At 70.0% G+C, this 24,535-nt stretch carries 25 protein-coding genes; 11 read left to right on the forward strand and 14 right to left on the reverse strand.

Annotation, left to right across the window (positions count from 1 at the left end; all coding sequences use genetic code 11):
- Position 1 precedes the first annotated feature (1 nt).
- The 4 genes from OG746_RS11515 (at position 2) to OG746_RS11530 (ending at position 3,470) form a co-directional block, all read left to right on the forward strand.
- A complete protein-coding gene (locus OG746_RS11515) occupies positions 2 to 928 on the forward strand; it encodes a F0F1 ATP synthase subunit gamma (protein WP_266714125.1) in 927 nt (308 codons plus the stop codon).
- Complete coding sequence (gene atpD, locus OG746_RS11520; protein WP_266714127.1) at positions 928 to 2,364, forward strand: F0F1 ATP synthase subunit beta; 1,437 nt, start codon at positions 928 to 930, stop codon at positions 2,362 to 2,364. Before OG746_RS11515 ends, atpD begins: the two co-directional genes overlap by 1 nt.
- 115 nt (positions 2,365 to 2,479) lie before the next feature.
- On the forward strand, positions 2,480 to 2,854 hold the full coding sequence (locus OG746_RS11525; protein ID WP_266714129.1) for a F0F1 ATP synthase subunit epsilon: 375 nt from the start codon (positions 2,480 to 2,482) through the stop codon (positions 2,852 to 2,854).
- A 160-nt stretch (positions 2,855 to 3,014) separates the two neighbouring features.
- Entirely contained in the window at positions 3,015 to 3,470 is a 456-nt protein-coding gene (locus OG746_RS11530; protein WP_266714131.1) for a DUF2550 domain-containing protein, read from the forward strand.
- Between the two features lie 202 nt (positions 3,471 to 3,672).
- Here OG746_RS11530 and OG746_RS11535 read toward each other — a convergent pair whose 3' ends face one another.
- The 3 genes from OG746_RS11535 to OG746_RS11545 form a co-directional block, all read right to left on the reverse strand.
- Positions 3,673 to 5,532, reverse strand: coding sequence for a glycoside hydrolase family 18 chitinase (locus tag OG746_RS11535; RefSeq protein WP_266714133.1), 1,860 nt, complete (start codon positions 5,530 to 5,532; stop codon positions 3,673 to 3,675).
- A 178-nt stretch (positions 5,533 to 5,710) separates the two neighbouring features.
- Complete coding sequence (locus OG746_RS11540) at positions 5,711 to 6,364, reverse strand: response regulator (RefSeq protein WP_323179579.1); 654 nt, start codon at positions 6,362 to 6,364, stop codon at positions 5,711 to 5,713.
- Entirely contained in the window at positions 6,361 to 7,545 is a 1,185-nt protein-coding gene (locus tag OG746_RS11545) for a sensor histidine kinase (protein WP_266714135.1), read from the reverse strand. Before OG746_RS11545 ends, OG746_RS11540 begins: the two co-directional genes overlap by 4 nt.
- Before the next feature lie 163 nt (positions 7,546 to 7,708).
- On the opposite strand from OG746_RS11545, the gene OG746_RS11550 reads away from it, so the two are divergent.
- Entirely contained in the window at positions 7,709 to 8,260 is a 552-nt protein-coding gene (locus OG746_RS11550; protein WP_266714137.1) for a hypothetical protein, read from the forward strand.
- Here OG746_RS11550 and OG746_RS11555 read toward each other — a convergent pair.
- From OG746_RS11555 to OG746_RS11565, 3 genes are read right to left on the reverse strand one after another with little or no spacing between them, the layout of a single operon-like run.
- Positions 8,257 to 8,829: a cob(I)yrinic acid a,c-diamide adenosyltransferase gene (locus tag OG746_RS11555; protein WP_266714139.1), complete on the reverse strand. Its 573-nt coding sequence runs from the start codon at positions 8,827 to 8,829 to the stop codon at positions 8,257 to 8,259. The two genes, OG746_RS11550 and OG746_RS11555, sit on opposite strands and share 4 nt — an antisense overlap.
- 13 nt (positions 8,830 to 8,842) lie before the next feature.
- Positions 8,843 to 9,598, reverse strand: a complete 756-nt coding sequence (locus OG746_RS11560; RefSeq protein ID WP_266718879.1) for an ABC transporter permease — start codon at positions 9,596 to 9,598, stop codon at positions 8,843 to 8,845.
- 5 nt (positions 9,599 to 9,603) lie between these two features.
- Positions 9,604 to 10,386 carry an ABC transporter ATP-binding protein gene (locus OG746_RS11565; RefSeq protein ID WP_266714141.1) on the reverse strand — a complete coding sequence of 261 codons (783 nt, stop codon included), beginning with the start codon at positions 10,384 to 10,386 and terminating at the stop codon, positions 9,604 to 9,606.
- Positions 10,387 to 10,468: 82 nt separating this feature from the next.
- Between OG746_RS11565 and OG746_RS11570 the strand changes: the two genes are divergently transcribed.
- The 4 genes from OG746_RS11570 (at position 10,469) to OG746_RS11585 (ending at position 15,422) form a co-directional block, all read left to right on the forward strand.
- The gene (locus OG746_RS11570; RefSeq protein ID WP_266714143.1) at positions 10,469 to 11,107 is read left to right on the forward strand and encodes a TetR/AcrR family transcriptional regulator; all 639 of its coding nucleotides are present in this window, start codon (positions 10,469 to 10,471) and stop codon (positions 11,105 to 11,107) included.
- Positions 11,108 to 11,275: 168 nt separating this feature from the next.
- Positions 11,276 to 12,127, forward strand: coding sequence for a 3-hydroxyacyl-CoA dehydrogenase family protein (locus OG746_RS11575; protein ID WP_266714145.1), 852 nt, complete (start codon positions 11,276 to 11,278; stop codon positions 12,125 to 12,127).
- 220 nt (positions 12,128 to 12,347) lie between these two features.
- Positions 12,348 to 12,671, forward strand: a complete 324-nt coding sequence (locus OG746_RS11580; protein WP_266714147.1) for an STAS domain-containing protein — start codon at positions 12,348 to 12,350, stop codon at positions 12,669 to 12,671.
- A 267-nt stretch (positions 12,672 to 12,938) separates the two neighbouring features.
- Positions 12,939 to 15,422, forward strand: coding sequence for an ATP-binding protein (locus OG746_RS11585; protein WP_266714149.1), 2,484 nt, complete (start codon positions 12,939 to 12,941; stop codon positions 15,420 to 15,422).
- Positions 15,423 to 15,491: 69 nt separating this feature from the next.
- On the opposite strand, the gene nucS is transcribed toward OG746_RS11585, so the two are convergent.
- Entirely contained in the window at positions 15,492 to 16,163 is a 672-nt protein-coding gene (gene nucS, locus OG746_RS11590; RefSeq protein WP_266714151.1) for an endonuclease NucS, read from the reverse strand.
- Positions 16,164 to 16,469: 306 nt separating this feature from the next.
- Between nucS and OG746_RS11595 the strand changes: the two genes are divergently transcribed.
- On the forward strand, positions 16,470 to 16,862 hold the full coding sequence (locus tag OG746_RS11595; protein WP_266714153.1) for an SCO5389 family protein: 393 nt from the start codon (positions 16,470 to 16,472) through the stop codon (positions 16,860 to 16,862).
- A gap of 93 nt (positions 16,863 to 16,955) precedes the next feature.
- Here the strand turns inward: OG746_RS11595 and OG746_RS11600 are convergent, their stop codons facing one another.
- On the reverse strand, positions 16,956 to 17,990 hold the full coding sequence (locus OG746_RS11600) for an LLM class flavin-dependent oxidoreductase (protein WP_266714155.1): 1,035 nt from the start codon (positions 17,988 to 17,990) through the stop codon (positions 16,956 to 16,958).
- A 211-nt stretch (positions 17,991 to 18,201) separates the two neighbouring features.
- On the opposite strand from OG746_RS11600, the gene OG746_RS11605 reads away from it, so the two are divergent.
- The gene (locus tag OG746_RS11605) at positions 18,202 to 18,543 is read left to right on the forward strand and encodes an Rv1322 family protein (RefSeq protein WP_266714157.1); all 342 of its coding nucleotides are present in this window, start codon (positions 18,202 to 18,204) and stop codon (positions 18,541 to 18,543) included.
- Positions 18,544 to 18,585: 42 nt separating this feature from the next.
- On the opposite strand, the gene OG746_RS11610 is transcribed toward OG746_RS11605, so the two are convergent.
- The 6 genes from OG746_RS11610 to OG746_RS11635 form a co-directional block, all read right to left on the reverse strand.
- Positions 18,586 to 19,419 carry an ABC transporter permease gene (locus tag OG746_RS11610; RefSeq protein ID WP_266714159.1) on the reverse strand — a complete coding sequence of 278 codons (834 nt, stop codon included), beginning with the start codon at positions 19,417 to 19,419 and terminating at the stop codon, positions 18,586 to 18,588.
- Positions 19,416 to 20,657 (reverse strand): ABC transporter ATP-binding protein, encoded by a 1,242-nt coding sequence (locus OG746_RS11615; protein WP_266714161.1) that lies wholly within the window; start codon positions 20,655 to 20,657, stop codon positions 19,416 to 19,418. Before OG746_RS11615 ends, OG746_RS11610 begins: the two co-directional genes overlap by 4 nt.
- A gap of 118 nt (positions 20,658 to 20,775) precedes the next feature.
- Complete coding sequence (locus tag OG746_RS11620; protein ID WP_266714163.1) at positions 20,776 to 21,489, reverse strand: hypothetical protein; 714 nt, start codon at positions 21,487 to 21,489, stop codon at positions 20,776 to 20,778.
- Positions 21,490 to 21,512: 23 nt separating this feature from the next.
- Positions 21,513 to 22,283, reverse strand: a complete 771-nt coding sequence (locus OG746_RS11625) for an ABC transporter permease (RefSeq protein ID WP_266714165.1) — start codon at positions 22,281 to 22,283, stop codon at positions 21,513 to 21,515.
- Position 22,284: 1 nt separating this feature from the next.
- On the reverse strand, positions 22,285 to 23,337 hold the full coding sequence (locus tag OG746_RS11630) for an ATP-binding cassette domain-containing protein (RefSeq protein WP_266714167.1): 1,053 nt from the start codon (positions 23,335 to 23,337) through the stop codon (positions 22,285 to 22,287).
- A gap of 220 nt (positions 23,338 to 23,557) precedes the next feature.
- A complete protein-coding gene (locus OG746_RS11635; protein WP_266714169.1) occupies positions 23,558 to 24,493 on the reverse strand; it encodes a coiled-coil domain-containing protein in 936 nt (311 codons plus the stop codon).
- Between the last annotated feature and the right edge of the window lie 42 nt (positions 24,494 to 24,535).

The raw sequence follows: 24,535 nt of genomic DNA on the forward strand, positions 1-24,535 counted from the left end.
CATGGGAGCCCAGCTCCGGGTCTACAAGCGTCGCATCCGATCCGTCACCGCGACCAAGAAGATCACCAAGGCGATGGAGATGATCGCCGCCTCGCGTGTCGTCAAGGCACAGCGCAAGGTGGCGGCCTCCACGCCGTACGCGACCGAGCTCACGCGCGCGGTCACGGCGGTGGGGACCGGGTCGAACACCAAGCACCCGCTGACGACGGAGTCGGAGACGGCGAGCCGTTCCGCGGTTCTGCTGCTCACCAGCGACCGCGGTCTGGCCGGCGCCTTCAACTCGAACGCCATCAAGGCCGCCGAGCAGCTCACGGAGAAGCTCGTCGGCGAGGGCAAGGAGGTCGACACGTACATCGTCGGCCGCCGCGGTCTGGCCCACTACAACTTCCGCGAGCGCAAGGTCGTGGAGTCGTGGGCGGGCTTCACCGATGAGCCCACGTACGCGGACGCCAAGAAGGTCGCGGCCCCGCTGATCGAGGCCATCGAGAAGGAGACGGCGGAGGGCGGCGTGGACGAACTCCACATCGTCTACACCGAGTTCGTCTCGATGATGACGCAGACGGCCATCGACGGCCGGCTGCTGCCGCTCAGCCTCGAAGAGGTGGCGGAGGAGTCGAAGGCGTCCGGCAAGGGCGACGAGATCCTTCCGCTGTACGACTTCGAGCCGTCGGCGGAGGACGTCCTCGACGCCCTGCTGCCGCGCTACGTCGAGAGCCGGATCTACAACGCGCTGCTCCAGTCGGCTGCCTCCAAGCACGCCGCCACGCGCCGCGCGATGAAGTCGGCGACCGACAACGCGGGAGACTTGATCAACAACCTCTCCCGTCTTGCCAACGCGGCCCGCCAGGCCGAAATCACCCAGGAAATCAGCGAGATCGTCGGTGGCGCCAGCGCCCTGGCCGACGCGACCGCGGGGAGTGACAAGTAATGACGACCACTGTTGAGACCGCGACGGCCACGGGCCGCGTCGCCCGGGTCATCGGCCCGGTCGTCGACGTGGAGTTCCCCGTCGACGCGATGCCGGACATCTACAACGCCCTGCACGTCGAGGTCAACGACCCGGCGCAGGACGGCGCGAAGAAGACCCTGACGCTCGAGGTTGCCCAGCACCTCGGTGACGGCCTGGTCCGCGCGATCTCCATGCAGCCCACCGACGGCCTGGTCCGCCAGGCCCCGGTCGTGGACACCGGCGCCTCCATCACGGTGCCCGTCGGCGACTTCACCAAGGGCAAGGTGTTCAACACCCTCGGCGAGGTCCTGAACGTCGACGAGCAGTACACCGGCGAGCGCTGGGGCATCCACCGCAAGGCGCCGAACTTCGACGAGCTCGAGTCGAAGACCGAGATGTTCGAGACCGGCATCAAGGTCGTCGACCTTCTCACCCCGTACGTCAAGGGTGGAAAGATCGGCCTGTTCGGCGGTGCCGGCGTCGGCAAGACGGTGCTCATCCAGGAGATGATCTACCGCGTCGCCAACAACCACGACGGTGTCTCTGTGTTCGCCGGTGTCGGCGAGCGCACCCGTGAGGGCAACGACCTCATCGAGGAGATGGCCGAGTCCGGCGTCATCGACAAGACCGCGCTGGTCTTCGGTCAGATGGACGAGCCGCCGGGCACCCGTCTGCGCGTGGCCCTCGCGGGTCTGACCATGGCGGAGTACTTCCGCGATGTGCAGAAGCAGGACGTGCTGTTCTTCATCGACAACATCTTCCGCTTCACGCAGGCCGGTTCCGAGGTCTCGACCCTGCTGGGTCGCATGCCCTCGGCCGTGGGTTACCAGCCGAACCTGGCCGACGAGATGGGTCTCCTCCAGGAGCGCATCACGTCGACCCGTGGTCACTCGATCACGTCCATGCAGGCCATTTACGTGCCCGCGGACGACCTGACCGACCCGGCCCCGGCGACGACCTTCGCCCACCTCGACGCGACGACGGTGCTTTCCCGTCCGATCTCCGAGAAGGGCATCTACCCGGCCGTGGACCCGCTGGACTCGACGTCCCGCATCCTGGACCCCCGCTACATCGCGGCGGACCACTACAACACGGCCATGCGCGTCAAGACGGTCCTCCAGAAGTACAAGGACCTTCAGGACATCATCGCGATCCTCGGTATCGACGAGCTCGGCGAGGAGGACAAGCTCACTGTCCACCGCGCCCGTCGCGTGGAGCGCTTCCTGTCGCAGAACACCCACGTCGCCAAGCAGTTCACCGGCGTCGACGGGTCGGACGTGCCGCTGGACGAGACGATCGTGGCCTTCAACGCGATCATCGACGGCGACTACGACCACTTCCCGGAGCAGGCGTTCTTCCTGTGCGGTGGCATTGAGGACCTCAAGGCCAACGCCAAGGAGCTCGGCGTCTCCTGAGCTGCACAGCTCCAGGGAGGGCCGGGGTGCGTCCCGGCCCTCCCGCAACGCCCACTAGACTTTGAACCGACACCCGGCAGCGAGTGCCGCCGGGTGGTGACCCGAGGAGCCCACCTTGGCTGCTGAGCTGCACGTCGAGCTCGTCGCCGCGGACCGTAGTGTCTGGTCCGGCGAGGCCACCCTGGTCGTCGCGCGTACCACGTCCGGCGACATCGGCGTCATGCCCGGTCACCAGCCGCTGCTCGGTGTGCTGGAGTCGGGGCCCGTGACGATCCGTACGACGGACGGGGGAACGGTCGTGGCGGCTGTCCACGGCGGTTTCGTCTCGTTCGCCGACAACAAGCTGTCCCTGCTGGCCGAGATCGCCGAGCTTTCGGACGAGATCGACGCCCAGCGGGCGGAGCGGGCGCTGGAGCGCGCGAAGTCGGACGCGGACGCGTCGGCCGAGCGTCGTGCCGACGTTCGACTCCGTACGGTGGCGGCGCGCTGAATCCAGCGAGCCACATGATGTACCTCAGCCGCGGCCCAGGCCGGAGATAATCTCCGGACCGGGTCGCGGCTGAGGCGATCTACCGGTAGTTGCTGTTTTTGCTGTTCCGTTATCAGGCATTCGGCGCCTGATCGGTCGAGAAGCGAGGAGGTCGGTGCAGATGGTCCTCGTTCTCGTGCTGTGCGTAGTCGCGATCGTCGTACTCGTGGTGGTGGGGCTTGTCGCCTTCGGAGTGCGGCGGCGGCTCATTCAGCGGTCCGGCGGGACGTTCGACTGCTCGTTGCGGTGGGATGCGCCGGGGCCCGATGCGGATGATGCGTCCGGTAAAGGGTGGGGTTACGGGATCGCCCGCTACAACGGGGACCGGGTCGAGTGGTTCCGGGTCTTCTCGTATGCGCCTCGTCCGAAGCGGATTCTGGAGCGGGCGGCGATCGAGGTCACCGGGCGGCGGGCGCCCGAGGGTGAGGAGGAGCTTGCGCTCCTCTCCGACGCGATCGTCCTCGCGTGTACGCATCGCGGTACGCGTCTCGAACTCGCCATGAGCGAAGACGCGCTCACCGGTTTCCTGGCCTGGCTCGAGGCAGCCCCTCCCGGCCAGCGCGTCAACGTGGCGTAACCCTTCTCTTCCCCCACCCCACCCCTTCCCGAAAGCCCTCAATCGCCGGGCGGGCTCTAAATAGAGCCCGCCCGGCGATTGAGGGCAATCTTTAGAGCCGGTCCGGCAGGACTTTCGGGAAGGGGTGGGGTGGGGGAGATGCTTGGAGAAGCCGGGCCCACGGGGGGCGTTCCCGTGGGGCCGGCTTCGGTTTGGGGTGGGGTTACTTCAGGCCGGAGTCGATCGCGGAGACCAGCTCACCGTTGGACGTGTCGCCCGAGAACTCCCAGAAGAAGGAGCCGCCGAGGCCCTGCGACTTGGCCCAGGACATCTTGGAGTTGATGGTGGCCGGCGTGTCGTACGACCACCAGTCCGAGCCGCAGTGCGCGTACGCCGTACCAGCGACCGTGCCGTTCGACGGGCACTTGGTCTTGAGGACCTTGTAGTCCTCGATGCCCTGCTCGTACGTGCCGGCCGCCGGCCCTGTGGCCGTGCCGCCAGGTTCCTTCTGCGTGACCCCGGTCCAGCCGCGGCCGTAGAAGCCGATGCCGAGCAGGAGCTTCGAAGCCGGCACACCTTGCGCCTTCAACTTGGCGATCGCGTCGGCCGACGTGAAGCCCTGCTGCGGGATACCGGAGTACGACGTGAGCGGGGAGTGCGGCGCCGTCGGCCCCTTCGCGTCCCAGGCACCGAAGAAGTCGTACGTCATGACGTTGTACCAGTCGAGGGACTGGGCGGCGCCCGCGTAATCGGCCTTCTCGATCTTGCCGCCCGCGGAGCCGTCGGCCGTGATGGCGGCGGTGACCAGGTTGCTCGCGCCGAACTTGGTGCGCAGGGCCGAGGTGAGGCCCTTCAGTGCGGCGGGGCCGGACGTGTCACAGGTCAGACCGCAGGCGTTCGGGTACTCCCAGTCGATGTCGATGCCGTCGAAGACATCGGCCCAGCGCGGGTCCTCGACCAGCTTGTAGCAGGAGTCGGCGAACGCGGCCGGGTTCTTCGCGGCCTCAGTGAAGCCACCGGACCAGGTCCAGCCGCCGAACGACCAGAGGATCTTGAGGCCCGGGTGCTTGGCCTTCAGCTGGCGGAGCTGGTTGAAGGCGCCGCGCAGCGGCTGGTCCCAGGTGTCGGCCTGCCCGGAGACGGAGTTGCCGGCCGTGTAGGCCATGTCCGTGTCGGCGTAGGCGTCGCCCATGGTGCACTTGCCGCCCTGGACGTTGCCGAAGGCGTAGTTGATGTGGGTGACCTTGGCGGCCGAGCCGGAGGTCTCCAGGTTCTTCGGGTAGTACTGGCGGCCGTACACGCCCCAGTCGGTGAAGTAGCCGAGCTTCACCTTGTCACCGGGGCCGGGCCCCGGGTCCGTGCCGCCGCCAGTGGTGTGGACCTTGACGGAGCCGGACACCGGACCCGTCTGGTCGGCGGTGTCGCGGGCCTGCACCGTGTACGAGTAGTCGGTGCCGGCGCTCAGCCCCGTGTCGGTGTACGAAGTGCCGGTCACCGTTCCGACCTTGGCGCCGTCGCGCAGCACGTCGTAGTTCTTGACGCCCTTGTCGTCGGTGGCGGCGGACCAGTTCAGCTTGACCGAGGTGTCGGTGATGCCGGAGGCGGTCGGGGTGCCGGGCTTGGAGGGCGCGGCGTCGCCGGGGACATCGCCGCCGTCGCAGGAGGCACCGTTGAGCTTGCAGCCCGTGGGGGCGCCGGAGCCGCTGCCGTTGAAGCCGAAGGAGACCGAGGCGCCGGGGGCGAGCGTCCCGTTCCAGGAGAGGTTCTTGGCGGTCCAGTGGTCGGCGGAGTTGGTGACGGTCGCGTCCCAGGCCGAGGTCACCTTCGTACCGGACGGGAAGTCCCACTCGACATTCCACGAACTCACGCTCGTGGTCCCGGAGTTCTTGATCGTCCACTTGCCCTCGAAGCCGTTGCCCCAGTCCTGGGTCTTGGCGTACGTGGCGGTGACGGCGGTGGCCTCGGCCGCGGCGTGTGAGGGGGTGGCGAGACCGACGAGGGCGGCGGCGGGGAGGACGAGGGTCGCGAGTGCGGCGGTCGCTCTGTGTCGAAGTCTGTGTCTGGGTGCGTCGGTTGAACTCATCGGTGCTCCTTGGGAGGTCCTGGGTTCGTGAAGGGGGTGGAACCCTGCGACGCCCATGAGCACCGGAGTGGGGGGTGTGCTCACCGCAGTGCGGCGAGAATAGAAAGGTCTGGACCAGCGGTCAAGGTCTAAACCAATCACGGCTTTCGGCCAAGTTCCGCGCAGCAGCTCAGAGGGCCTACAGGCCCAACTCCTGTGCCAGTACGGCCGCTTGGACTCGGCTACGCAGTTCCAGCTTGCCGAGCAGGCGGCTGACGTGGGTCTTCACCGTCGCCTCCGCCATGTCGAGACGTACCGCGATCTCCGCGTTCGACAGTCCCTCGCCGAGACGGCCGAGCACCTCCCGCTCGCGCCGGGTCAGGGTCTCCAACTCCGGGGGAGCGGCCATCGGTTCGGGCTTTCCGGGGCTCGCCGCGAACTCGGCGATCAGGCGGCGCGTCACGGCCGGGGCGATCATCCCCTCGCCGCGCGCCACCGTCCGTACGCCCTCGATCAGGTCCTTCGCGTCCGTGTTCTTCAGCAGGAACCCCGACGCGCCCGCGCGCAGCGCCCCGAACACGTACGCGTCGAGGTCGAAGGTGGTCAGCATGAGCACGTCCGCGAGGCCTTCGGCGACGACCTCGCGCGTGGCCGAAACCCCGTCGAGCCGGGGCATCTGGACGTCCATCAGGACCAGATTGGGCCGGAGTTCGCGGGCGAGGGACACTGCCCGCTCGCCGTCCTCGGCCTCGCCGACGACCTCGATGTCGGGCGCGCTGTTCAGGATGAGCACGAGCCCGGCCCGTACGGCGGACTGGTCCTCGGCGACGAGTACGCGGATCACGGAGGTCACGTGGGGTCTTCTCCTTCGGTGTGCAGCGGAAGGGCGGCGCGCACCCGCCACACCCCGCCTTCCTGTGGCCCGGCCTCGAACACGCCGCCGAGCAGCGCCGCCCGCTCCCGCATCCCGACGAGCCCGGCCCCGGAGCCCGGCGCGCGCGGCCCGTCCCGGTCGGCCCCGTCGCCCCCGTACGGGCTGTCGACCCGCACCTCGATGCGCTCGTCGGAGCGGTCGACGGACACCGTGACCCGCCCCGGCGCCGCGTGCTTCAGTGCGTTCGTGAGGGATTCCTGGACGATGCGGTAGGCGGCGAGCTCGACCGGCGCGGGCAGGCCGGTGACGGTGCCGGACACGGCCAGGTGGGCGTCCAGGCCGTTCGTACGGGACTGCTCGACGAGGGCGCCGAGGGACTCCAGGGTGGGCGCGGCGACCGTTTCGGTGTCCTCGCCCGCGTCCCGCAGGATGCCGATGAGGCGGCGCATCTCGGCGAGGCCGTCGACGCTGTTCTCGCGGATCGTCTTCAGCGCCCCACGCGTGGTGTCCGGGTCGTCGAGGGACAGCGCGGCCGTGGAGTGGATCGCGATCGCCGACAGGTGGTTCGCCACCATGTCGTGCAGCTCGCGGGCCATCCGGGCGCGCTCCGCCGTCACCGCCTGCGCCCGGTCCATCTCGGCGAGCAGCGCGGTCTGCTCCGCCCGCAGCCGCTCCGCCTGCGCGGCCTCCCGGTGGCCGCGCACCAGCATGCCGGTGGCCGCGGGCCCGAACGACACGAGCCCCGTCGCGACCCCGATCAGGACCGCCTCCGGCTGCCGCCACCAGGCCACGAAGCCGAGCGTGACGGCGACCGTGAGCAGCCCCGTGACCACCGGGAGACGGCGCGCGGCGGCCGGTGTCCCGTACAGCGCGCCCGCGTACATCAGGTCCGTGAACATCAGGACCGTCGCCAGGCTGCCCTGCGTGAACTGGTCGGCGATCACGGCGACCGTGCCGACGATCACCGCGAACCGCGGCCGGGTGCGGCGCAACAGCTCGAGCGCCGCCATGACGACGAGCGGCACGAGCAGCCACGCGCCGTCGAAGACGCGCCCCGGGTTCATCCCGAGGCCGAGGCCCCACAGCGCGAGACCGCCGAGCAGCCCGACGGCGGCGATCCGGACGTCGTCGCGGTGCGGACGGTCGAGGGCGAACTGCATGCCCCCATCCAACACGGCCGGAGCGGGGCGGGCATGGCGCCGTGGGACGAGCGGGGCCACGGCGGCAGTACATCGAAGGATGCAGTCGCACTTCGTCATGTACGACGACGATCACGCGCCGTACGGCAGGGAGCCTTGAAGTGGGGAACGAGAGGAGTCCGTCGTGATCGTCACGCTGATCATCGCCTGCGAGGTCGGTTTCTGGGTGCTGCTGGCCGCCGGCCTCGCGCTGCGCTACTGGGCCAAGATGCCGCGCGCGAGCGTCGCCGTACTGCTCTGCGAGCCGCTCCTGGAGGTCGTGCTGTTCGTCGTCACAGCCATCGACCTCAAGAACGGCGCCGAACCCGACTGGAAGCACGGCCTCGCCGCCGTCTACATCGGCTACTCCGTCGCGCTCGGCCACTACACGATCAAGTGGGCCGACGTCCGCGTCGCCCACCGCTTCGCGGGCGGCCCGCCGCCGTCGACCCCCAAGTACGGGGTGCCGCGCGCGATCCACGAGTGGAAGCTGGCCGCCCGCTGGACCCTCGCCGCGCTCATCGCGATGGGCCTGCTTCAGGGCGCGATCTGGTACGTCGACGGGGACGGGGCGACCGACTCCCTGGCCGCGTGGCAGCAGAAGATGCTCTTCCTGATCGCCATCAACGTGATCATCGCGCTGAGCTACACGGTGTTCCCGAAGAAGGCCCCGGCCATGACGACGACCAAGGGCTAACGCTCGCCGCCGGGCACCCACAGCACGTCCCCGACCTCCTTGTTCGCGATCCTGGCCAGGATGAACAGGAGGTCGGAGAGGCGGTTCAGATACGTCGCCGTGAGCGGGTTCATCGTCTCGCCGTGGACCTCCATCGCCGCCCACGTCGACCGCTCCGCCCGGCGCACGACCGTGCAGGCCTGGTGCAGCAGGGCCGCGCCCGCCGTACCGCCCGGCAGGATGAAGGAGCGCAGCTTCTCCAACTGCTCGTTGAAGTGGTCGCAGTCCGCCTCCAGCTTGTCGACGTAGAACTGCTCGACACGCAGCGGCGGGAACTCGGGCTCGGCGACGACCGGCGTCGACAGGTCCGCGCCCACGTCGAACAGATCGTTCTGCACGCGCGTCAGTACCTTCACCACCTCCTCGTCGAGGCCGCCGAGGGCGACGGCGGTGCCGATGACGGCGTTGGCCTCGTTGGCGTCCGCGTACGCCGAGATCCGCAGATCGGTCTTGGCGGTGCGGCTCATGTCGCCGAGGGCCGTGCTGCCCTTGTCTCCGGTACGGGTGTAGATGCGCGTCAGATTGACCATGCGGTCAGCGTAGTTATGCTCCGGCTTCGCGGAAGACACGTGTGCCCACCGTCACGGCGAGCCCTGCGAAGACGAGCGCGACCAGGACCCCGTACAGCATGTGCGTCGTCGCGTACTCGCCCACGTACGCGTCCCGCATCGCGTCGACCAGATAGCGGACCGGCATCACGTGCGACAGCACGTCGAGCCAGCCCGGCGCGAGTGCCATCGGCAGCATCAGCCCGGACAGCAGCATCGACGGCATGGTGACCGCGTTGATGACCGGCCCGAACTCCTGCGGCGTGCGCACGTTGAAGGCGAGCGCGTACGACAGCGACGCCAGCGAGATCGTCAGCAGCCCCACGAACGCGAACCCGATGAGCACCCCCGCGAGCGGCGCCCGCAGCCCCATCACCAGCGCGGCGAGCACCAGCAGCACCGCCTGGAAGAGGAACAGCGCGGTGTCCCGCAGCACTCGGCCGAGCAGCAGTGCGAGCCGGCTGACGGGGGTGACGCGCATCCGCTCCACGACGCCGTAGTTCTTCTCCAGGATGATCCCGAACCCGGCGAACGCCGCCCCGAACAGCCCGAGTTGGAGCAGCAGTCCGGGGACCAGTACCTGCCAGGAGCTGCCGCTGGAGCTCAGCGGGAGGCTGGTGAGCAGCGGCCCGAAGAACAGCAGGTACAGCAGCGGCATCAGGATGCCGAAGAGCATCTGGAAACGCGAGGAGAGGGTCTGGCGGGCGTAGCGCCCGAAGATGATCGCGGTGTCGGACATCAAGGTCTTCATCGTGCTCACACCGCCACCGGAGTCGTGTCCACCGGCGCGGGGCCCCGCCCGGTGATGGCCAGGAACGTGTCCTGGAGCGTCGCGTCGATCGACCCGCCGTGCGCCAGCTTGAGCGCGCTCGGTGTGCCCTCGGCGGCCACGACTCCCTTGTCCACCACGACGATCCGGTCCGCGAGCGCGTCCGCCTCGTCGAGGTAGTGCGTGGTCAGGAAGACGGTCGTGCCGTAATCGGCGCGCAGCCGGCGCACCAGGTCCCACAGGTCGGCGCGGGCGCCCGGGTCGAGCCCGGTCGTCGGTTCGTCGAGGAAGAGCACCTCGGGGTGGTGCACGAGCCCCATCGCGATGTCGAGGCGGCGCCGCTGCCCGCCGGAGAGCGCGGCGGTCTTGCGGTCCATGAGGTCGGCGAGGTCCAGATCGGCCGCCAACTCCCGTGCTCGTACGGCGGCCTGAGGTTTCGTCAGCCGATACAGACGGCCCTGCGTGACCAGTTCCTCGCGTACGGAGACGGACGGGTCCACGCCGCCGGACTGGGCGACGTAACCGACCGCGCGCCGCACGCCCGCCGGGTCGCTCGCCAGGTCGCAGCCCGCGACGGTGGCCGCACCGCCGGTCGGCGGCAGCAGCGTCGTGAGCATCCGCAGGGTCGTGGTCTTGCCCGCGCCGTTCGGGCCGAGGAAGCCGAGGATCTCGCCGGGCTCGACGCGTAGGTCGATGCCCCGGACGGCCTCGACCGGGCCCTGTTTGGTCTGGAAAGTCCGGGCCAGGCCGGACGCGCTGATGACTGCCATGGGAGTCAGAAAAACAGAGTCGCTTAAATTTTGCAACGCCCCCAAAATTTCAGGGAGGCCAGCAAACCCGTAGAATCGGCGCATGGCAGAAGGGCTCAGGGAGCGGAAGAAGCGGCAGACCCGGCAGTACATCTCGGACGTCGCGACCGGGCTGTTCATGGACCGGGGCTTCGATGCGGTGACCGTCGCGGAGATCGCGGACGCGGCGAACGTCTCCGTGAACACCGTCTACAACTACTTCCCGGCCAAGGAGGACCTGTTCCTCGACCGCTCCAAGGGCGTCGTCGACCGGATGTCCCGCTGGGTGCGCGGCCGGGGGCCGGGGGAGTCCGCGGGCGGCGCCGTCCTGCGGGAGCTGCGCGAGGAGGTCGAGGCGGTGTCGCCGCGCGTCGGACTGATGGATGGCTACAGCGACTTCATGCGCGTCGTGCACGCGGCCCCGGCGCTGCGCTCGCGCCTGTGGGCCATCCAGCAGGAGGTCCACGACAACCTCACCGAGACCCTGCACGCGGAGACCGGCGCCTCCGCCGACGACCCGCTGCCCGACCTGATCGCCGGTCAGATCGGCTGGGTCCACCAGACGGTGATGGCGGGCATCGGACGCCGCATGCTCGCGGGCGGCAGCCCCGCCGAGGTCTCCCGCGAGATGCTCGACGTGCTCGACGAGATGGAGGAACTTCTGAGTGACAAGGTGCTCAACTACGCCGTCCGTGACGCCTGATGGGCACGGATGATCGATCACTGATCCGGCTCAGTGTGATGTCCGTCATTCGAGACGTGACGCGCATCTCTTAGCGGTCACACGGCCGCTCACGGGCGCTAGTGTCCGCCGGAGAGCAACGTAAACAGTGGTTAAGCGGTCGCGCGGACACGCGGTTAGGGGACGTACGTGGCAGGGAAGCTCGCCGTCATCGGAGCCGGCCTCATGGGGTCGGGCATCGCGCAGGTCTCCGCCCAGGCGGGCTGGGACGTCGTCTTGCGCGACGTCACCGACGAAGCGCTCACGCGCGGCACCGACGGGATCAAGGCCTCGTACGAGAAGTTCGTGGGCAAGGGGAAGCTCGACGCGGCCGAAGCGGAAGCCGCGCTCGGCCGCATCACCGCGACCACCGAACTGGACGCGGCAGCCGACGCGGACGTCGTCGTCGAGGCCGTCTTCGAGAAGCTCGAAGTGAAGCACGAGATCTTCCGCGCGCTCGACAAGATCGTGCGGGACGACACGGTGCTCGCCTCGAACACCTCGGCCATCCCGATCACCAAGATCGCGGCGGCCACCGCACGCCCGGAGCGCGTCGTCGGCGCGCACTTCTTCTCGCCCGTACCGATGATGCAACTGTGCGAGCTGGTGCGCGGCTACAAGACGAGCGACGAAACGCTCGCCACGGCGCGGGAGTTCGCCGAGTCCGTCGGCAAGACCTGCATCGTGGTGAACCGGGACGTCGCCGGGTTCGTGACGACCCGTCTCATCTCCGCCCTCGTCGTCGAGGCCGCGAAGCTGTACGAGTCGGGGGTCGCCACCGCCGAGGACATCGACGTCGCCTGCAAGCTGGGCTTCGGTCACGCGATGGGGCCGCTCGCCACCGCAGACCTGACGGGCGTCGACATCCTGCTGCACGCGACCGAGAACATCTACACCGAGTCGCAGGACGAGAAGTTCGCGCCGCCGGAGCTGATGCGCCGGATGGTGGACGCCGGTGACATCGGCCGCAAGAGCGGGCAGGGCTTCTACAAGCACGCTTGATCGCACAGCTGATGCCATGTCACCCCTCGGGGTGAATTCGGTATCGGTTCGCTTACAGACGGCAACTTTCGGCCCCCGCGGCCCGTCAGTTGCAGTGACATACCCAGATCACCCGGATCACCGGATCTTCCGGATCACATGAACAGCTGAGTACCGGCTCAGAAGCAGTCGCGTACTCCGACCACGCCGAGCACTTCTGTATTTCCCACGGGGAGCGCATATGTACATCAGGGGCGACCACGTCGAGCTGGTCGTCGGGGGCCGCCTCGACGTCCGCAGCGCGGCGGACGCCCGTTCGGTCCTGCACACCGCCGTCGACGACGGAATCGGCGACCTGGTGCTCGACCTGTCTGAACTCGACTCCTGGGACGCGACGGGGCTCGGCGTCATCATGGGCGCCCACCGCCGGGCGGGCCGCTGCGGACGCCGGCTCGTGCTGCGCCGTGTGCCGCCCCAGATGCAGCGCCTGCTCGTCGCCACCAGACTGCACCGGATCCTGGCCATCGAGGGTGGCATCGGCGTCGAGTCCCTGCCGCGCGTCTGAGCCGCGCGTCTGAGCCGCGCGTCTGAGCCGCGCGTCCGAGGCGGAAGGCCGCGCGCGGCCGGGAGTTGACGGTTGAACCGGAAGGTTTGACCCCGGAAGGGTGTGAACCAGTCATTCCGGCGGGAACCGCTGACAATCCTCACGAGACTGTGACGTCTCGGGCGGCGCGGGACCTCCCGGCTTCGTAGATACTTGGCGAAGCGACAGTGCGGTGTGCACAGGCCGGGAGGGGCAAGCGGCACACCACGCTTTTGGGGGGCTTTGACAATGGACCCGATGGACCGGGGACCGCAAGATTCCAGCCAGGAACGGCGCGACGGGGCAGACGGCAGCGGGGGACGCCAGCGTCCGCCCCGCGATCCTCTGACGCCAGACTACGGCCAGGCGTCACCCGCGCTCGCCCGCACCGTGCGACTCGTCTCGGGCGACCACCTGCTGACCGTCAATCCCGTTGACGGCAGCGAGATCGAATCCTGCCCGCCCGGCGAGCTCCCGGGTCGGCCCACCAAGTACGACGCCACGGAGCGTGCGGCGCTCGCCCGCGCCGCCCGGCCACCGCTGCCGCCCGGCCCCGCACCGCTGCAACTGCCGCTCCTGGAGCGGCAGGAGGAGCGGGAGCGCCTGGTGCGGCTCCTGGCGCGCGGCCGCTCCGTACGGCTCACGGGGCCCGCGGGATCCGGGCGTACGGCGCTGCTCGACCAGGTCACCGAGGACTGCGCCGACATCGCGCCCGACGGCGTCGTCCGGCTCTGCGGCCACCTGCGCTCCGTAGAGGACCTGCTGTACGACCTGTTCGGCGCCGTCCACAAGGCGCCGCTGCACCGACCCGACCGCGCGCTGCTGCTCGAACTCGTCCACGAGATCGGCGCCGTCGTCGTCCTCGACGACCTCGAGTTCGGCGGCGCCGCGCTCGACGAACTCCTCGAAGCGACGCCCGAGTGCGCCTTCCTGCTGTCCGCGACGCCCGACGTGCCGGCGCCGTCCGCCGACTCGCACGTCGAGGAGGTCTTCCTGGCGGGGCTCGGCCGCGGCGGCGGACAGGAGCTCCTGGAGCGGGCCGTCGGCCGGGTGCTCACCGACGAGGAGGCGCAGTGGGCCGCCGACCTCTGGTTCGAGTCCGAGGGCCTGCCGCTCCGGTTCGTACAGGCCGGCGCCCTGCTCCGGCAGCGCGACCAACTCCGCGCCGACCCCGAGGCCTTCGACGCGTTCGGGTACTACGAGGGTCCCGACGCGGCACCGATCGACGCGCCCTTCGACGCCGACGGGCACGACGTACCGCTGCCCGCGCTCGCCGAGGCCGCCGCGCCCGCCGCGCTGCTCGCGTCCCGGCTCGGCGTCTCCGCGCGCGCCACTCTGGAGTTCGCGGTCGCGCTCGGCGGCGAGATCCCGCACCAGGCGCATCTGCCGGCGCTCGTCGGTGACACACACGCCGACGCCGCCCTCGCCGAGCTCGTCTCCTGCGCGCTCGTCACGCCGGTCGGCGGCCGCTACCGCCTCGCCGCCGGAGTGCACCGGCAACTGGAGGCCGCGGGCTACGGCACCGACGCGGCCGGCCGCGGGCACACCGCCGCCCAGCACTACGCGTGGTGGGCGGCACACCCGTCGGTCGGGCCCGAGCGGGCGGCCGCCGAGTCCGACGCGGTGCTGGCCGCGCTCGCGGCGACGACGGCCCCTGAGGCGTCCGTGGAGCTGGCCCGCGCGGCCGCGCCCGCCTTCGCCGCCGGACTCGCCTGGAGCGCGTGGGAGCGCGCCCTCAGGGCCGGCCTCGAAGCGGCGCGCTCCACGGGACAGGTGGCCGAGGAGGCGTACTTCCACCACGAGTTGGGGATCCTCGCGCTCCTCGACGGGCAGCTCGACCGGGCCCGCTTCGAGCTGGAGGCCTCCATCGCGCTGCGCGGCGCCGTCGCCGACAAGCACGGCACGATCGCCGGGCGCCGGGCCCTCGCCCTGGTCGCCGACCTCTCGGGCGGCTCGCTGCCCGGTGGCAGCACGGCGGCGGGCGACGAGGTCCCGGACGCGATGTACGAGGAGTCGGCCTCGCCGCCCGGCGGAGTCCCCGCGTATACACGGTCCGAAGCGCCGAGCGAGCCCGACACCCTGGTGACCCGTCAGGCCGCCACGCCCGTACCCGTACCACCCGCACCGCCCGCCCCGACCGTCGTCGGGGGCAAGGCGCCCTCGCGTAAATCGGTGGTGGGCGGGGCCCGGCGCAACATGGTGGCGGCGGGCGCAGGCGCGCTGCTCGCGGCGGTGCTCGGCACGGTCGTCACGCTCGGCGCCACGTCGGGCAACGACGACCCGCCGTCGGACAAGGTCGACACGAAACCGTCGGCGACGGCGGGGGAGAACGGCGGGGACCTCGGCGCCGAGGGGGCGGGCGACGGCGACGGCAAAACGAGCGCGGCGCCGACCGACCCGGGCGAGGACGGCGTCCTCGGCACGGCGGACGACCCGACTCCGTCGAGCGGGGCGAGCGACAAGCCGTCCAGCTCGCCGAGCGGCTCCAAGACGCCGGACGACCCGACGAAGTCGCCGACCAAGTCGCCCACGAAGTCCCCGACGAAATCGCCGACCAAGCCTCCGACGAAGTCGCCCACTCCGACGCCGACGAAGCCACCGACATCGAGCCCGCCGCCGGCGACGACAACCCCGCCACCGGCGACGACGACCCCGCCGACGACGCCGGACACCTCGGACACGGCAAGCGGCCCGATCACGACGACGCCGAACTCTCCGAGCAACGCCGCCTGAGGGCATATCAAGCCCCGTCGGCATTTGAGGCGCGGGGCCCCGAGGCGTCAACCCCGGGGCCCCGCACCCTCAGAAGAGCCGCAGCTTGTCGTCCTCGATACCCCGCATCGCGTCATAATCCAGCACGGCGCACCCGATACCCCGGTCCGTCGCAAGGACTCGCGCCTGCGGCTTGATCTCCTGCGCCGCGAAGACACCCCGCACGGGGGCAAGGTGCGGATCGCGGTTCAACAGCTCCAGGTAGCGCGTGAGTTGCTCGACCCCGTCGATCTCGCCACGGCGCTTGATCTCGACGGCCACGGTTTGCCCTTCGCCGTCCCGGCACAGGATGTCGACCGGGCCGATCGCCGTCATGTACTCGCGGCGAATGAGCGTGTAGCCCTCGCCGAGCGTGTCGATACGGTCGGCGAGCAGCTCCTGGAGGTGGGCCTCGACGCCGTCCTTGATGAGGCCGGGGTCCACGCCGAGCTCGTGCGAGGAGTCGTGGAGGATCTCCTCCATCGTGATGATGAGCTTTTCACCCGCCTTGTTGACGACGGTCCACTTGCCCTCGTCGTCTCCGGTGCCCTCCTTCAAGGTGCACGGCGGCGACATCCAGTTGAGGGGCTTGTAGGCACGGTCGTCCGCATGGATCGAGACGCTGCCGTCCGCCTTCACGAGGATGAGGCGGGGTGCCGACGGGAGATGGGCGGTGAGCCGGCCCGCGTAATCCACGGAGCAACGGGCGATGACGAGACGCATGGTCGGCAACGCTACTCGACCCTCGGTGGTCGACGCACTTCTCCCTCCCGTCTCCCACCACCGCACCACCCGAGCACCTGCGGTGCGCCCCTTTAATTCCCGTAATTCCAGTAAGCACGCGTTCGGCATTGGCCGGTTGTGTACGAACGAATACCCCTACGCCCTGTTGCCGTTCGGACACGTTGCCTAACGTAGAAGACAGGAGGTCGCGGCGCGTGCACGCTGCGTGTTCCACGGAGTGCTCGTGCCAAGGACTTCTGCCCTGTCCGTCAGCCCCCGCTCCCCGGGGGTGCGAGAGGAGAACCCATGTCGCTCGACGTCTCACCGGCGCTGTTGGATCAGGCCGAGCGAGGCGAGGTCGACGAAAAGGACTTCGTCGACTGCGTCCGGACCTCCCTGCCTTACGCATGGGAGATGATCAGCTCCCTGGTGGCTCAGCTGAAGGTCGACGGCGGAGCGTTCGCCGACAACCAGACGCCGCCCCCGGACGAGCAGGCACGCGGACAGCTTCTGCGCGCGCTCGCGAGTGACGCCATACGTGGGGCGCTGCAGCGGCACTTCGGTGTCCGCCTCGCGTTCCAGAACTGCCACCGGGTCGCGGTGTTTCCGCAGGACCCGTCGGTGGACGAGACGCTCGCCCGCTTCACCTCGGCCCGCAATCAGCTGCTCAACCAGTCACCGGAACTGCGTGACTGCTGACGGCTGAGGGCGTAACAGCCTTTGCCTGCCGGCCCGTGCGCGGGAGGTGCATCTGTACGGGCCGACGGGTGCCGAGGGCAACGTCCCAGTGCGTCAGTCGAGTTGAGGCAGTACCTCGGCTCCGAGACGCCGCACGTTCTCCTCCGTGGCCGTGAGATCTCCCGAGCCCTCGACGAGCAGCGCGAACCGCGTGATCCCCGTCCGCTCCGATGTCGCCGCGAGTCGGTCCGCGCACAACTGCGGGGTGCCGACCGGGTGCAGGGAGCACAGCAGTTCCGTGTACGCGTACGGGTCGCGCATCGCCCGCGCCCTGCCGTCGACCGTCACATGGGCGTCGAGCCCCTGCTTCAGCCAGCCGGGCATCGCCTTCAGGAGTGTCTCCGCGGCCTCCGACTCGCTGTCACCGATCTGGGCGACACCGGCCGACACGTGCTCCGCCGCGTAGATCTCGTCGACCGAGCGTCCTGCCTCGCGGGCGCGGCGTCGCCACAGGCCGACCATCTCGGCCTTCTCCTCGTCCCCGATGTGCATGCCGAGCAGCATCGGCAGACCCCGCTCGGCGGCGAGCCGCACGCTGTTCGGTGACGTACAGGCGACGATCACTTCCGGCCCTTCCTGGACCGCTCCGCCGATCGCCTCGGTCGGGCGCGGCACGACAGGGACCTCGCGGAAGGCGAAGCGCTCACCGGCGCCCCCGACATGCTCGTCCCGCAGCCACTTGAGCAGCAGGTCGAGGGATTCCGGGAAGCCCTTCTCGTACGCCTCGATGCCGCCCCCGAAGACCTCCAGGTCCACCCAGGGCCCGCCCCTGCCGACGCCGAGCGAGAACCGGCCGCCCGACGTGACGTGCAACAATGCCGCCTGCTCGCCGAGGGCGACCGGGTGCGCGGTCGGCAGCACGCTGACCGCCGTACCGACCCGCAGCGTGTTCGTGCGGCCGAGCAGCAGCGCGGCCAGCGTCACGGCCGAGGGACAGGTCCCGTACGGCACGAAGTGGTGCTCGGCGAGCCACACGGAGTCGAGGCCCGCCTCTTCGGCGACCTCCGCGGATCGCACCGCGCGATGCAGTGCCTCTCCCTGCCCCTGACCCGGAAACTGGGCCGCCAGTACAAATGTTCCTACGCGCATCGCTTTCCTGCCTTCCTCGGCACCGACGCGGGCATTCCCCCTATAGGCAATAACGGTTGGCAAGTGCCAAGGACACGGCCTCGCATGAAGATTGGCAGATTTTCCGGCAGATCTTGACATCGGGCCGGACCGATGGACCTCGAGTGCCCCCTCCGTATCGGCGTACGCTGTTTGCGACCTCCTGCTCCGTTCACACACTCAGAGGTGAGACGTGTCTCCGCGCCGCAACCGCCCGAAAGCAGGCGGGTCGTCCCGCAGTAGCGACTCCACGAGCAGCGGGGACGAAGCGAAGCGCTACGGCGGGTTCCAGTCCACGGAGAGCTGGCAGGGCGAGCAGTGGAGCGTGCGCCACGTGGCGGGCGCGAGCGCGGCCGGAAAGACGTACCGCTGCCCCGGCTGCGACCAGCAGATCCCCTCCGGTGTCGCACATGTGGTGGCCTGGCCGGAGTACGGGGGAGTGGACGACCGGCGGCACTGGCACAAGGCGTGCTGGAACGCGAAGGACCGCCGCACCACGAAGGTGCAGCGGTCCAAGAACGCGCCGCGGTACTGAAGGCCACCGGGCCCAAGGAGCGCTGTACGTCCAGCTGTACGGCTATACGTCGCGGCTGTTGAGCGACAGGAACGCGCCGCCGAGCGCCACCGCGGTGATCGCCGCCATGATCCACAGCGGCTGCCAGCCGGTCGGGCCCGAGCCCGCGGTCACCGAGTTGTCGTAGAGCACGGCGAGCTGGCTGGGGACCGAGTACTCGAGCAGCGCCTGCTGCAGGTCCTTGAGCGACTCCGAGAACATGAAGATCGCCATGACGAGCGGCAGCAGCACGACGCCGACCATGATGGTGATCGCGCCCGCCGAGTGCCGTACGAGCGTGCCGACGGCGAGCCCGAGCAGGCCGAGCAGCGCGACGAAGAGGCCGACGCCGAGCGTCGACTTCGCCCACGTGCCGCCCTCCGGCGAGTCCACGCCCACGATGCCCACCTGGAGCGCGCCGACGAGTGCGGCGAACACGGTGGTCAGCACCGTGACGAGCAGGAAGAAGACGATCGCCTTGGCGGCGAGCACCCGGCTCCGGCTGGAGCAGGCCGTCATCGTCGTGCGGATCATGCCGGTGCCGTACTCGGAGGCGATGGTCAGGACGCCGAGGGTCATCACGCAGATGGTGCCGAGCAGCGTGCCGAAGAAGCCGAGGCTGAGCACCTGTTGGCTGCTCGGCGACGAGCCGTCGTCGGCGGCGACCACGGCGGCCGAGGCCAGACCGAGTCCGACCATCAGCACGATCATCACGCCCAGCGTCCACATCGTGGAGCGCACGGAACGGATCTTCGTCCACTCCGAGGCGAGTGCGTCGCCCAGGTGCGCCTTGCGGATCGGGATGGGCGAGGCGTACGAGGCGCCGGGAGCGGCGAGGGGCGGGGGCGGCGTGCTCATCGGGCGTCCTTGTCCATCGGCGGGGCGGTCGGGGCCGGTGCGGCGGCCGGAGCCGGCGCGACGGGCGGGGCCGGCGGGGGCATCGGGGCCGCGTACGGATTCTGGTCCGCGACGGGCTGCTGGGCGGGCGGCTGGACCGGGGCGTGGACCGGGGGCTGACCCGGACCCGGGGCCTGGACCGGGGCCTGGACCGGAGCCTGACCCGGGGCCTGGGGCGGCGGCGGGGCGTACCAGCCCGGCTGGCCCTGTCCCGGCACCGGCATCTGGGCGGGCGGCACCGCGCCGGGCGGCAGCTGCTCGTGCAGGCCCGCGCGCTGGTCGACGGTCGAGCGGTAGTCGACGGCGCCCTGCGTCATCCGCATGTACGCCTCTTCCAGCGACGCCTGGTGCGGCGACAGCTCCCACAGCCGTACGTCGGCGCTGTGTGCCAGATCGCTGATCTGCGGCAGTACCAGGCCCGTGACGCGCAGTCCGCCGTCCTGCTCGGGCATGACCTGGCCGCCCGCCTCGGTCAGCGCCGCCGTCAGCTTCTCGCGCTGCTGCGGCTCGCTGTCGGGGGTGCGCACCCGCGCGAAGCCGGCCGAGTTGTGCGCGATGAAGTCCCGCACGCTCATGTCGGCGAGCAGCTGCCCGCGTCCGATCACGATCAGGTGCTCGGCGGTGAGCGCCATCTCGCTCATCAGGTGCGAGGAGACGAAGACCGTGCGCCCCTCGGAGGCGAGCTGCTTCATCAGGTTCCTGACCCAGAGGATGCCCTCGGGGTCGAGCCCGTTGACCGGCTCGTCGAAGAGCAGCACCTGCGGGTCGCCGAGGAGCGCGGCGGCGATGCCGAGCCGCTGCCCCATGCCGAGCGAGAACCCGTTGGAGCGCCGCTTCGCGACGTCCTGAAGACCGACGACGCCGAGCACCTCGTCGACCCGGCGGGCCGGGATGCCGGAGAGCTGGGCCAGGCTCAGCAGATGGCTGCGGGCGGTCCTGCCGCCGTGCACGGCCTTCGCGTCGAGCAGCGCGCCGACCTGGCGCGGAGCGTTCGGGAGCCTGTTGTACGGATAGCCGCCGATGGTCACGTGGCCGGCGGTCGGCTGGTCGAGGCCGAGGATCATGCGCATCGTCGTGGACTTGCCCGAGCCGTTCGGCCCGAGGAACCCGGTCACGGTCCCCGGCCGCACCTGGAAGGAAAGGTTGTACACGGCTGTCTTCGCGCCATAGCGCTTCGTCAGGCCGACTGCCTCGATCATTCTCCGCACCCATCGGATCGGAAGGTTCTGAGAGTTTCCGGACGTCGGGGCAGACGCCCCCGTAAGGGTTAGGAGCGTATACGTGCGCTGACGGTTCCGGCCAAGAGTGAGCAAAGCGTCAGGCGGGGCCGGAGGGGATTGTTCCGCCCGAGCGCAGGATCCGGGTGCCCTCTTCGCGTACGGCGGGGGACGCGGCCGCGCGCCGTACCCAGTCCCGCGGGGCAGGGCCGAGCAGCGCGGCCAGCTCCGGAGAGGCCGCCATGAGCGCGCTCAGGAGGCCCGCCTGGTCGCCGCCGCCGGCCCGCGGGGCACCGGTGCCCGGGTCGACGAGAACGCCGTGCTCACCCACGTACATCTGCAGACCGGGGACGGGGGCGCCGGGGACGGTGGTCCTGCGGTAGTTCGGCAGCTCGGTGGCGTCGACCGCCTTCAGCTGGGCCGCATCGAGCCAGGACACGACGAGGGTGCGCGCGGCCCGCGGATCCGGGTAGGGGGCGGCCGCCACATATCCGTTGCGCCCGATGTGTGCGGAGCAGCCGACGCCGATGCCGCGGGTGGGGAGCGGCACCATCGGCACGGCGATCGGCAGACCGAGCTTCTTCAGCTTGTACGCGACCTGGGCGGGGGCCGCGTTGGAGCCGACGGCGAGGACGGGGGTGCGGTCCGCGGTCCAGCGGGGCAGCTCGCGCTCCACGTCCAGGTCGAGGAGTTCGTCGCCGCGCAGGAGGGCCGGGGCGGTGACCGGGCGGCCGGGGTAGCTGAGGGGAGTGAGGGCGGGGACGGTGTCGTAGCCGAGGGAGACAAGGGTGCGGCTGGGATCGATGAGCGCCATGGGGCCGCAGGCTAGGCCCTGTCCTACGCGTCCCGCTTCTTCAGCAGGGCGTATCCGACGATCAGCGCCACCGCCACCCACACCAGCAGGATCGCGAGCCCGCCCCACGGTCCGTACGGCGCGTCGTCGCTCGGCGGGTCCACCACCTGCATGACCTTCAGGCCCGCCTGGTCGGGGAAGTACTGGGCGACCTTCTTCGTGGCCGAGACGCTGCCGAGGATCGGCGAGACCAGGAAGAAGAACGGCATCAGGATGCCGAGCGAGAGCATGGGGGAGCGGAGCATCGACGCGACGCCCATGGAGAACATCGTCATCAGCGTCATGTAGACGGCGGCGCCGAACACCGCGCGCAGCACGTTCGGCGCGCCCAGGTCCGTGCCGTGGTCGCCGAGCATCAGCTGGCCGAGGAAGAACGACGCGAAGCTGATGACCAGCGCGACGACGAGCGCGAGCAGCGCGGCGACCAGGATCTTGGAGAAGAGGAACGTGCCGCGCTGCGGGACCGCCGCGAGCGAGGTGCGGATCATGCCCGTGCTGTACTCGCTCGCGACCACGAGGACCCCGAAGACCAGCATCGCGAGCTGGCCGAGGGAGAGGCCGGAGAAGGAGATGAAGGTCGGGTCGAAGGTCAGCTTGTCCCCGGTCGACATCTTGTCGAACTCGTTGCCGGTGAACGCGCTGATCAGCATGCCGAGGCCGACGGAGACGAGCACCGCGAGGCCGAGCGTGAAGGCCGTCGAGTTCACCGATTTGATCTTGGTCCACTCGGAGCGGAGGACCTGGGCCGCGGCCATCTCAGGCGCCCTTCTCTCGGTTCCAGCTGGAACCCCAGCCCGACTGCTGCGGGTTCTGTGGGGCTCCCGGGTTCTGTGGGGCCTGCGGAGTCTGTGGGGCCATCGGGTTCTGTGGGGTCACTGGGCCTTGCGGGTTCTGCTGCTCCGGAGCGTCCGTGTGCGCGTGGTACTCCACCGACTCCGCCGTCAGCTGCATGAACGCCTCTTCCAGGGAGGCCTGCTGCGGGCTCAGCTCGTGCAGGACGAGCTGGTTGCGCGCCGCGAGCTCGCCGAGCTCCTCTGCGGGGTGGCCGTCCACCTCGAGAGCGCCGCCGGACTCCACGACCGTGATGCCGGCCCGGTGCAGCACGTCCAGCAGGCGCTCGTGCTGCGGTGAGCGCAGCCGGACGTACGAGCGCGAGTTCTGCCGGATGAAGTCCGGCATCGACATGTCGGCAAGGAGCCGTCCCTGCCCGATGACCACCAGATGGTCGGCGGTGAGCGCCATTTCGCTCATCAGGTGGGACGAGACGAAGACGGTACGGCCGGCGGACGCGAGGGATTTCATCAGGTTGCGGATCCAGTGGATGCCCTCGGGGTCGAGCCCGTTGACCGGCTCGTCGAACATCAGGATCTGCGGGTCGCCGAGGAGCGCGCCGGCGATGCCGAGCCGCTGCCCCATGCCGAGCGAGAAACCCTTGGCCTTCTTACGGGCCACGGCCGTGAGGCCGACCGTGTCGAGCACCTCGTACACGCGGCTCTTGGGGATGCCGTTGGACTGCGCCAGGCAGAGGAGGTGGTTGTAGGCGTTGCGGCCGCCGTGCATCGCCTTCGCGTCGAGCAGCGCGCCGATGTAGCGCAGCGGGTCCTTCAGCTGGGCGTAGTGCTTGCCGTCGATCCGGACGTCGCCCGCCGTCGGGTTGTCGAGGCCGAGCATCATCCGCATCGTGGTGGACTTGCCCGCGCCGTTGGGGCCGAGGAATCCGGTGACGATTCCTGGCCGGACGGAGAAGGTGAGGTCGTCCACGGCCGTCTTCTCGCCGTAGCGCTTGGTCAGCCCCGAGAGCTCGATCATGCGGCCACGCTAAATCGCGACAAAGCCCCCGGCCACTCGTGAGTGACCGGGGGCTTCGAGCTCGGCTCCCTCAAGCCTCGGCGGGGGCATTTCAAGCCCCGCCGGCGATTGAGGCGCGGGGTATGGGGCAGAGCCCCAAGCCCAGCCCCAGCTACCCGGCGAGCGCCCCGGGGCTCCGCCCCGGACCCCGCTGCTCAATCGCCGCAGGGGCTGAAACGGCCTACCGGGACTGCTGGGCCGGAACCCCGCGGGAGATGGGCTCCTCCTCCGCCGGGGCGCCCGCCGCAGCGACTGCCGCACCGGTGAGGGTGGCCAGCATCTCGCGGACATTCGTCAGCTGCGCGTTGATCGAGTCGCGGCGGTTGGTGAGCGCCGCCAGCTCGCGCTCGGACTCGCTGCGGATGCGGTCCGCCTTGGCGTTCGCGTCCGCGACGATGTCCTCGGCCTGGCGCTGGGCCGTCTCCACCGTCTGGCGGGCGCGCCGCTCGGCGTCCGTGCGCAGCTTCTCGGCCTCCAGGCGGAGCTGCTCCGCGCGGTGCTCGATCTCGGCGAGGCGCTTCTCGGCCTTGGCCTGACGCGAGGCCAGGTCGCGCTCCGACTGCTCGCGGCGCTTGGCCAGGTTCGTCTCGAAGTCGGCGGCGGCCTGGGCGGCCTTGGCGCGCGTCTCCTCGAAGAGGGCGTCCGCCTCCTCGCGCTTGGACTGCGCGTCCTTCTGCGCCTCGGTGCGCAGCGAGGTGGCCTCGCCCTTGGCCTTTTCGACGATCCGAACGCCCTCGTCCTCGGCCTTGGACTTGCGCTCGGCGGCGAACGACTCCGCGTCGTTGCGCACCTGCTGGGCCGCGGACTCGGCGAGCTCCCGGTGCTGCTCGGCCGCCCTGCGGGCCTCTTCGCGCAGGTCCTTGGCCTCCTCCTCGGCGAGGCGGAGGATCTTCTCGACGCGGGCGCCGAGGCCGGCGTACGACGGCTCCGCGTCGTTCACCTGCGCCTGAGCGTTCTGCGTCTCGAGGTGGAGTTCCTCGATGCGCTTTTCCAGAGCAGTGATACGGGCAAGAGCACTGTCACGGTCGGAGACGAGCTTGGAGATCCGTTCGTCCACCTGAGCGCGGTCGTACCCACGCCGCACAAGCTCGAAGCCGTAGGGGGAAGTGTCGCTCATGGGGTTCCTGTCGAATGAGACCGGTGAGGTGATAGGGGGAAT

This window comes from Streptomyces sp. NBC_01016, assembly GCF_026341035.1.
Taxonomy (GTDB): Bacteria; Actinomycetota; Actinomycetes; order Streptomycetales; family Streptomycetaceae; genus Streptomyces.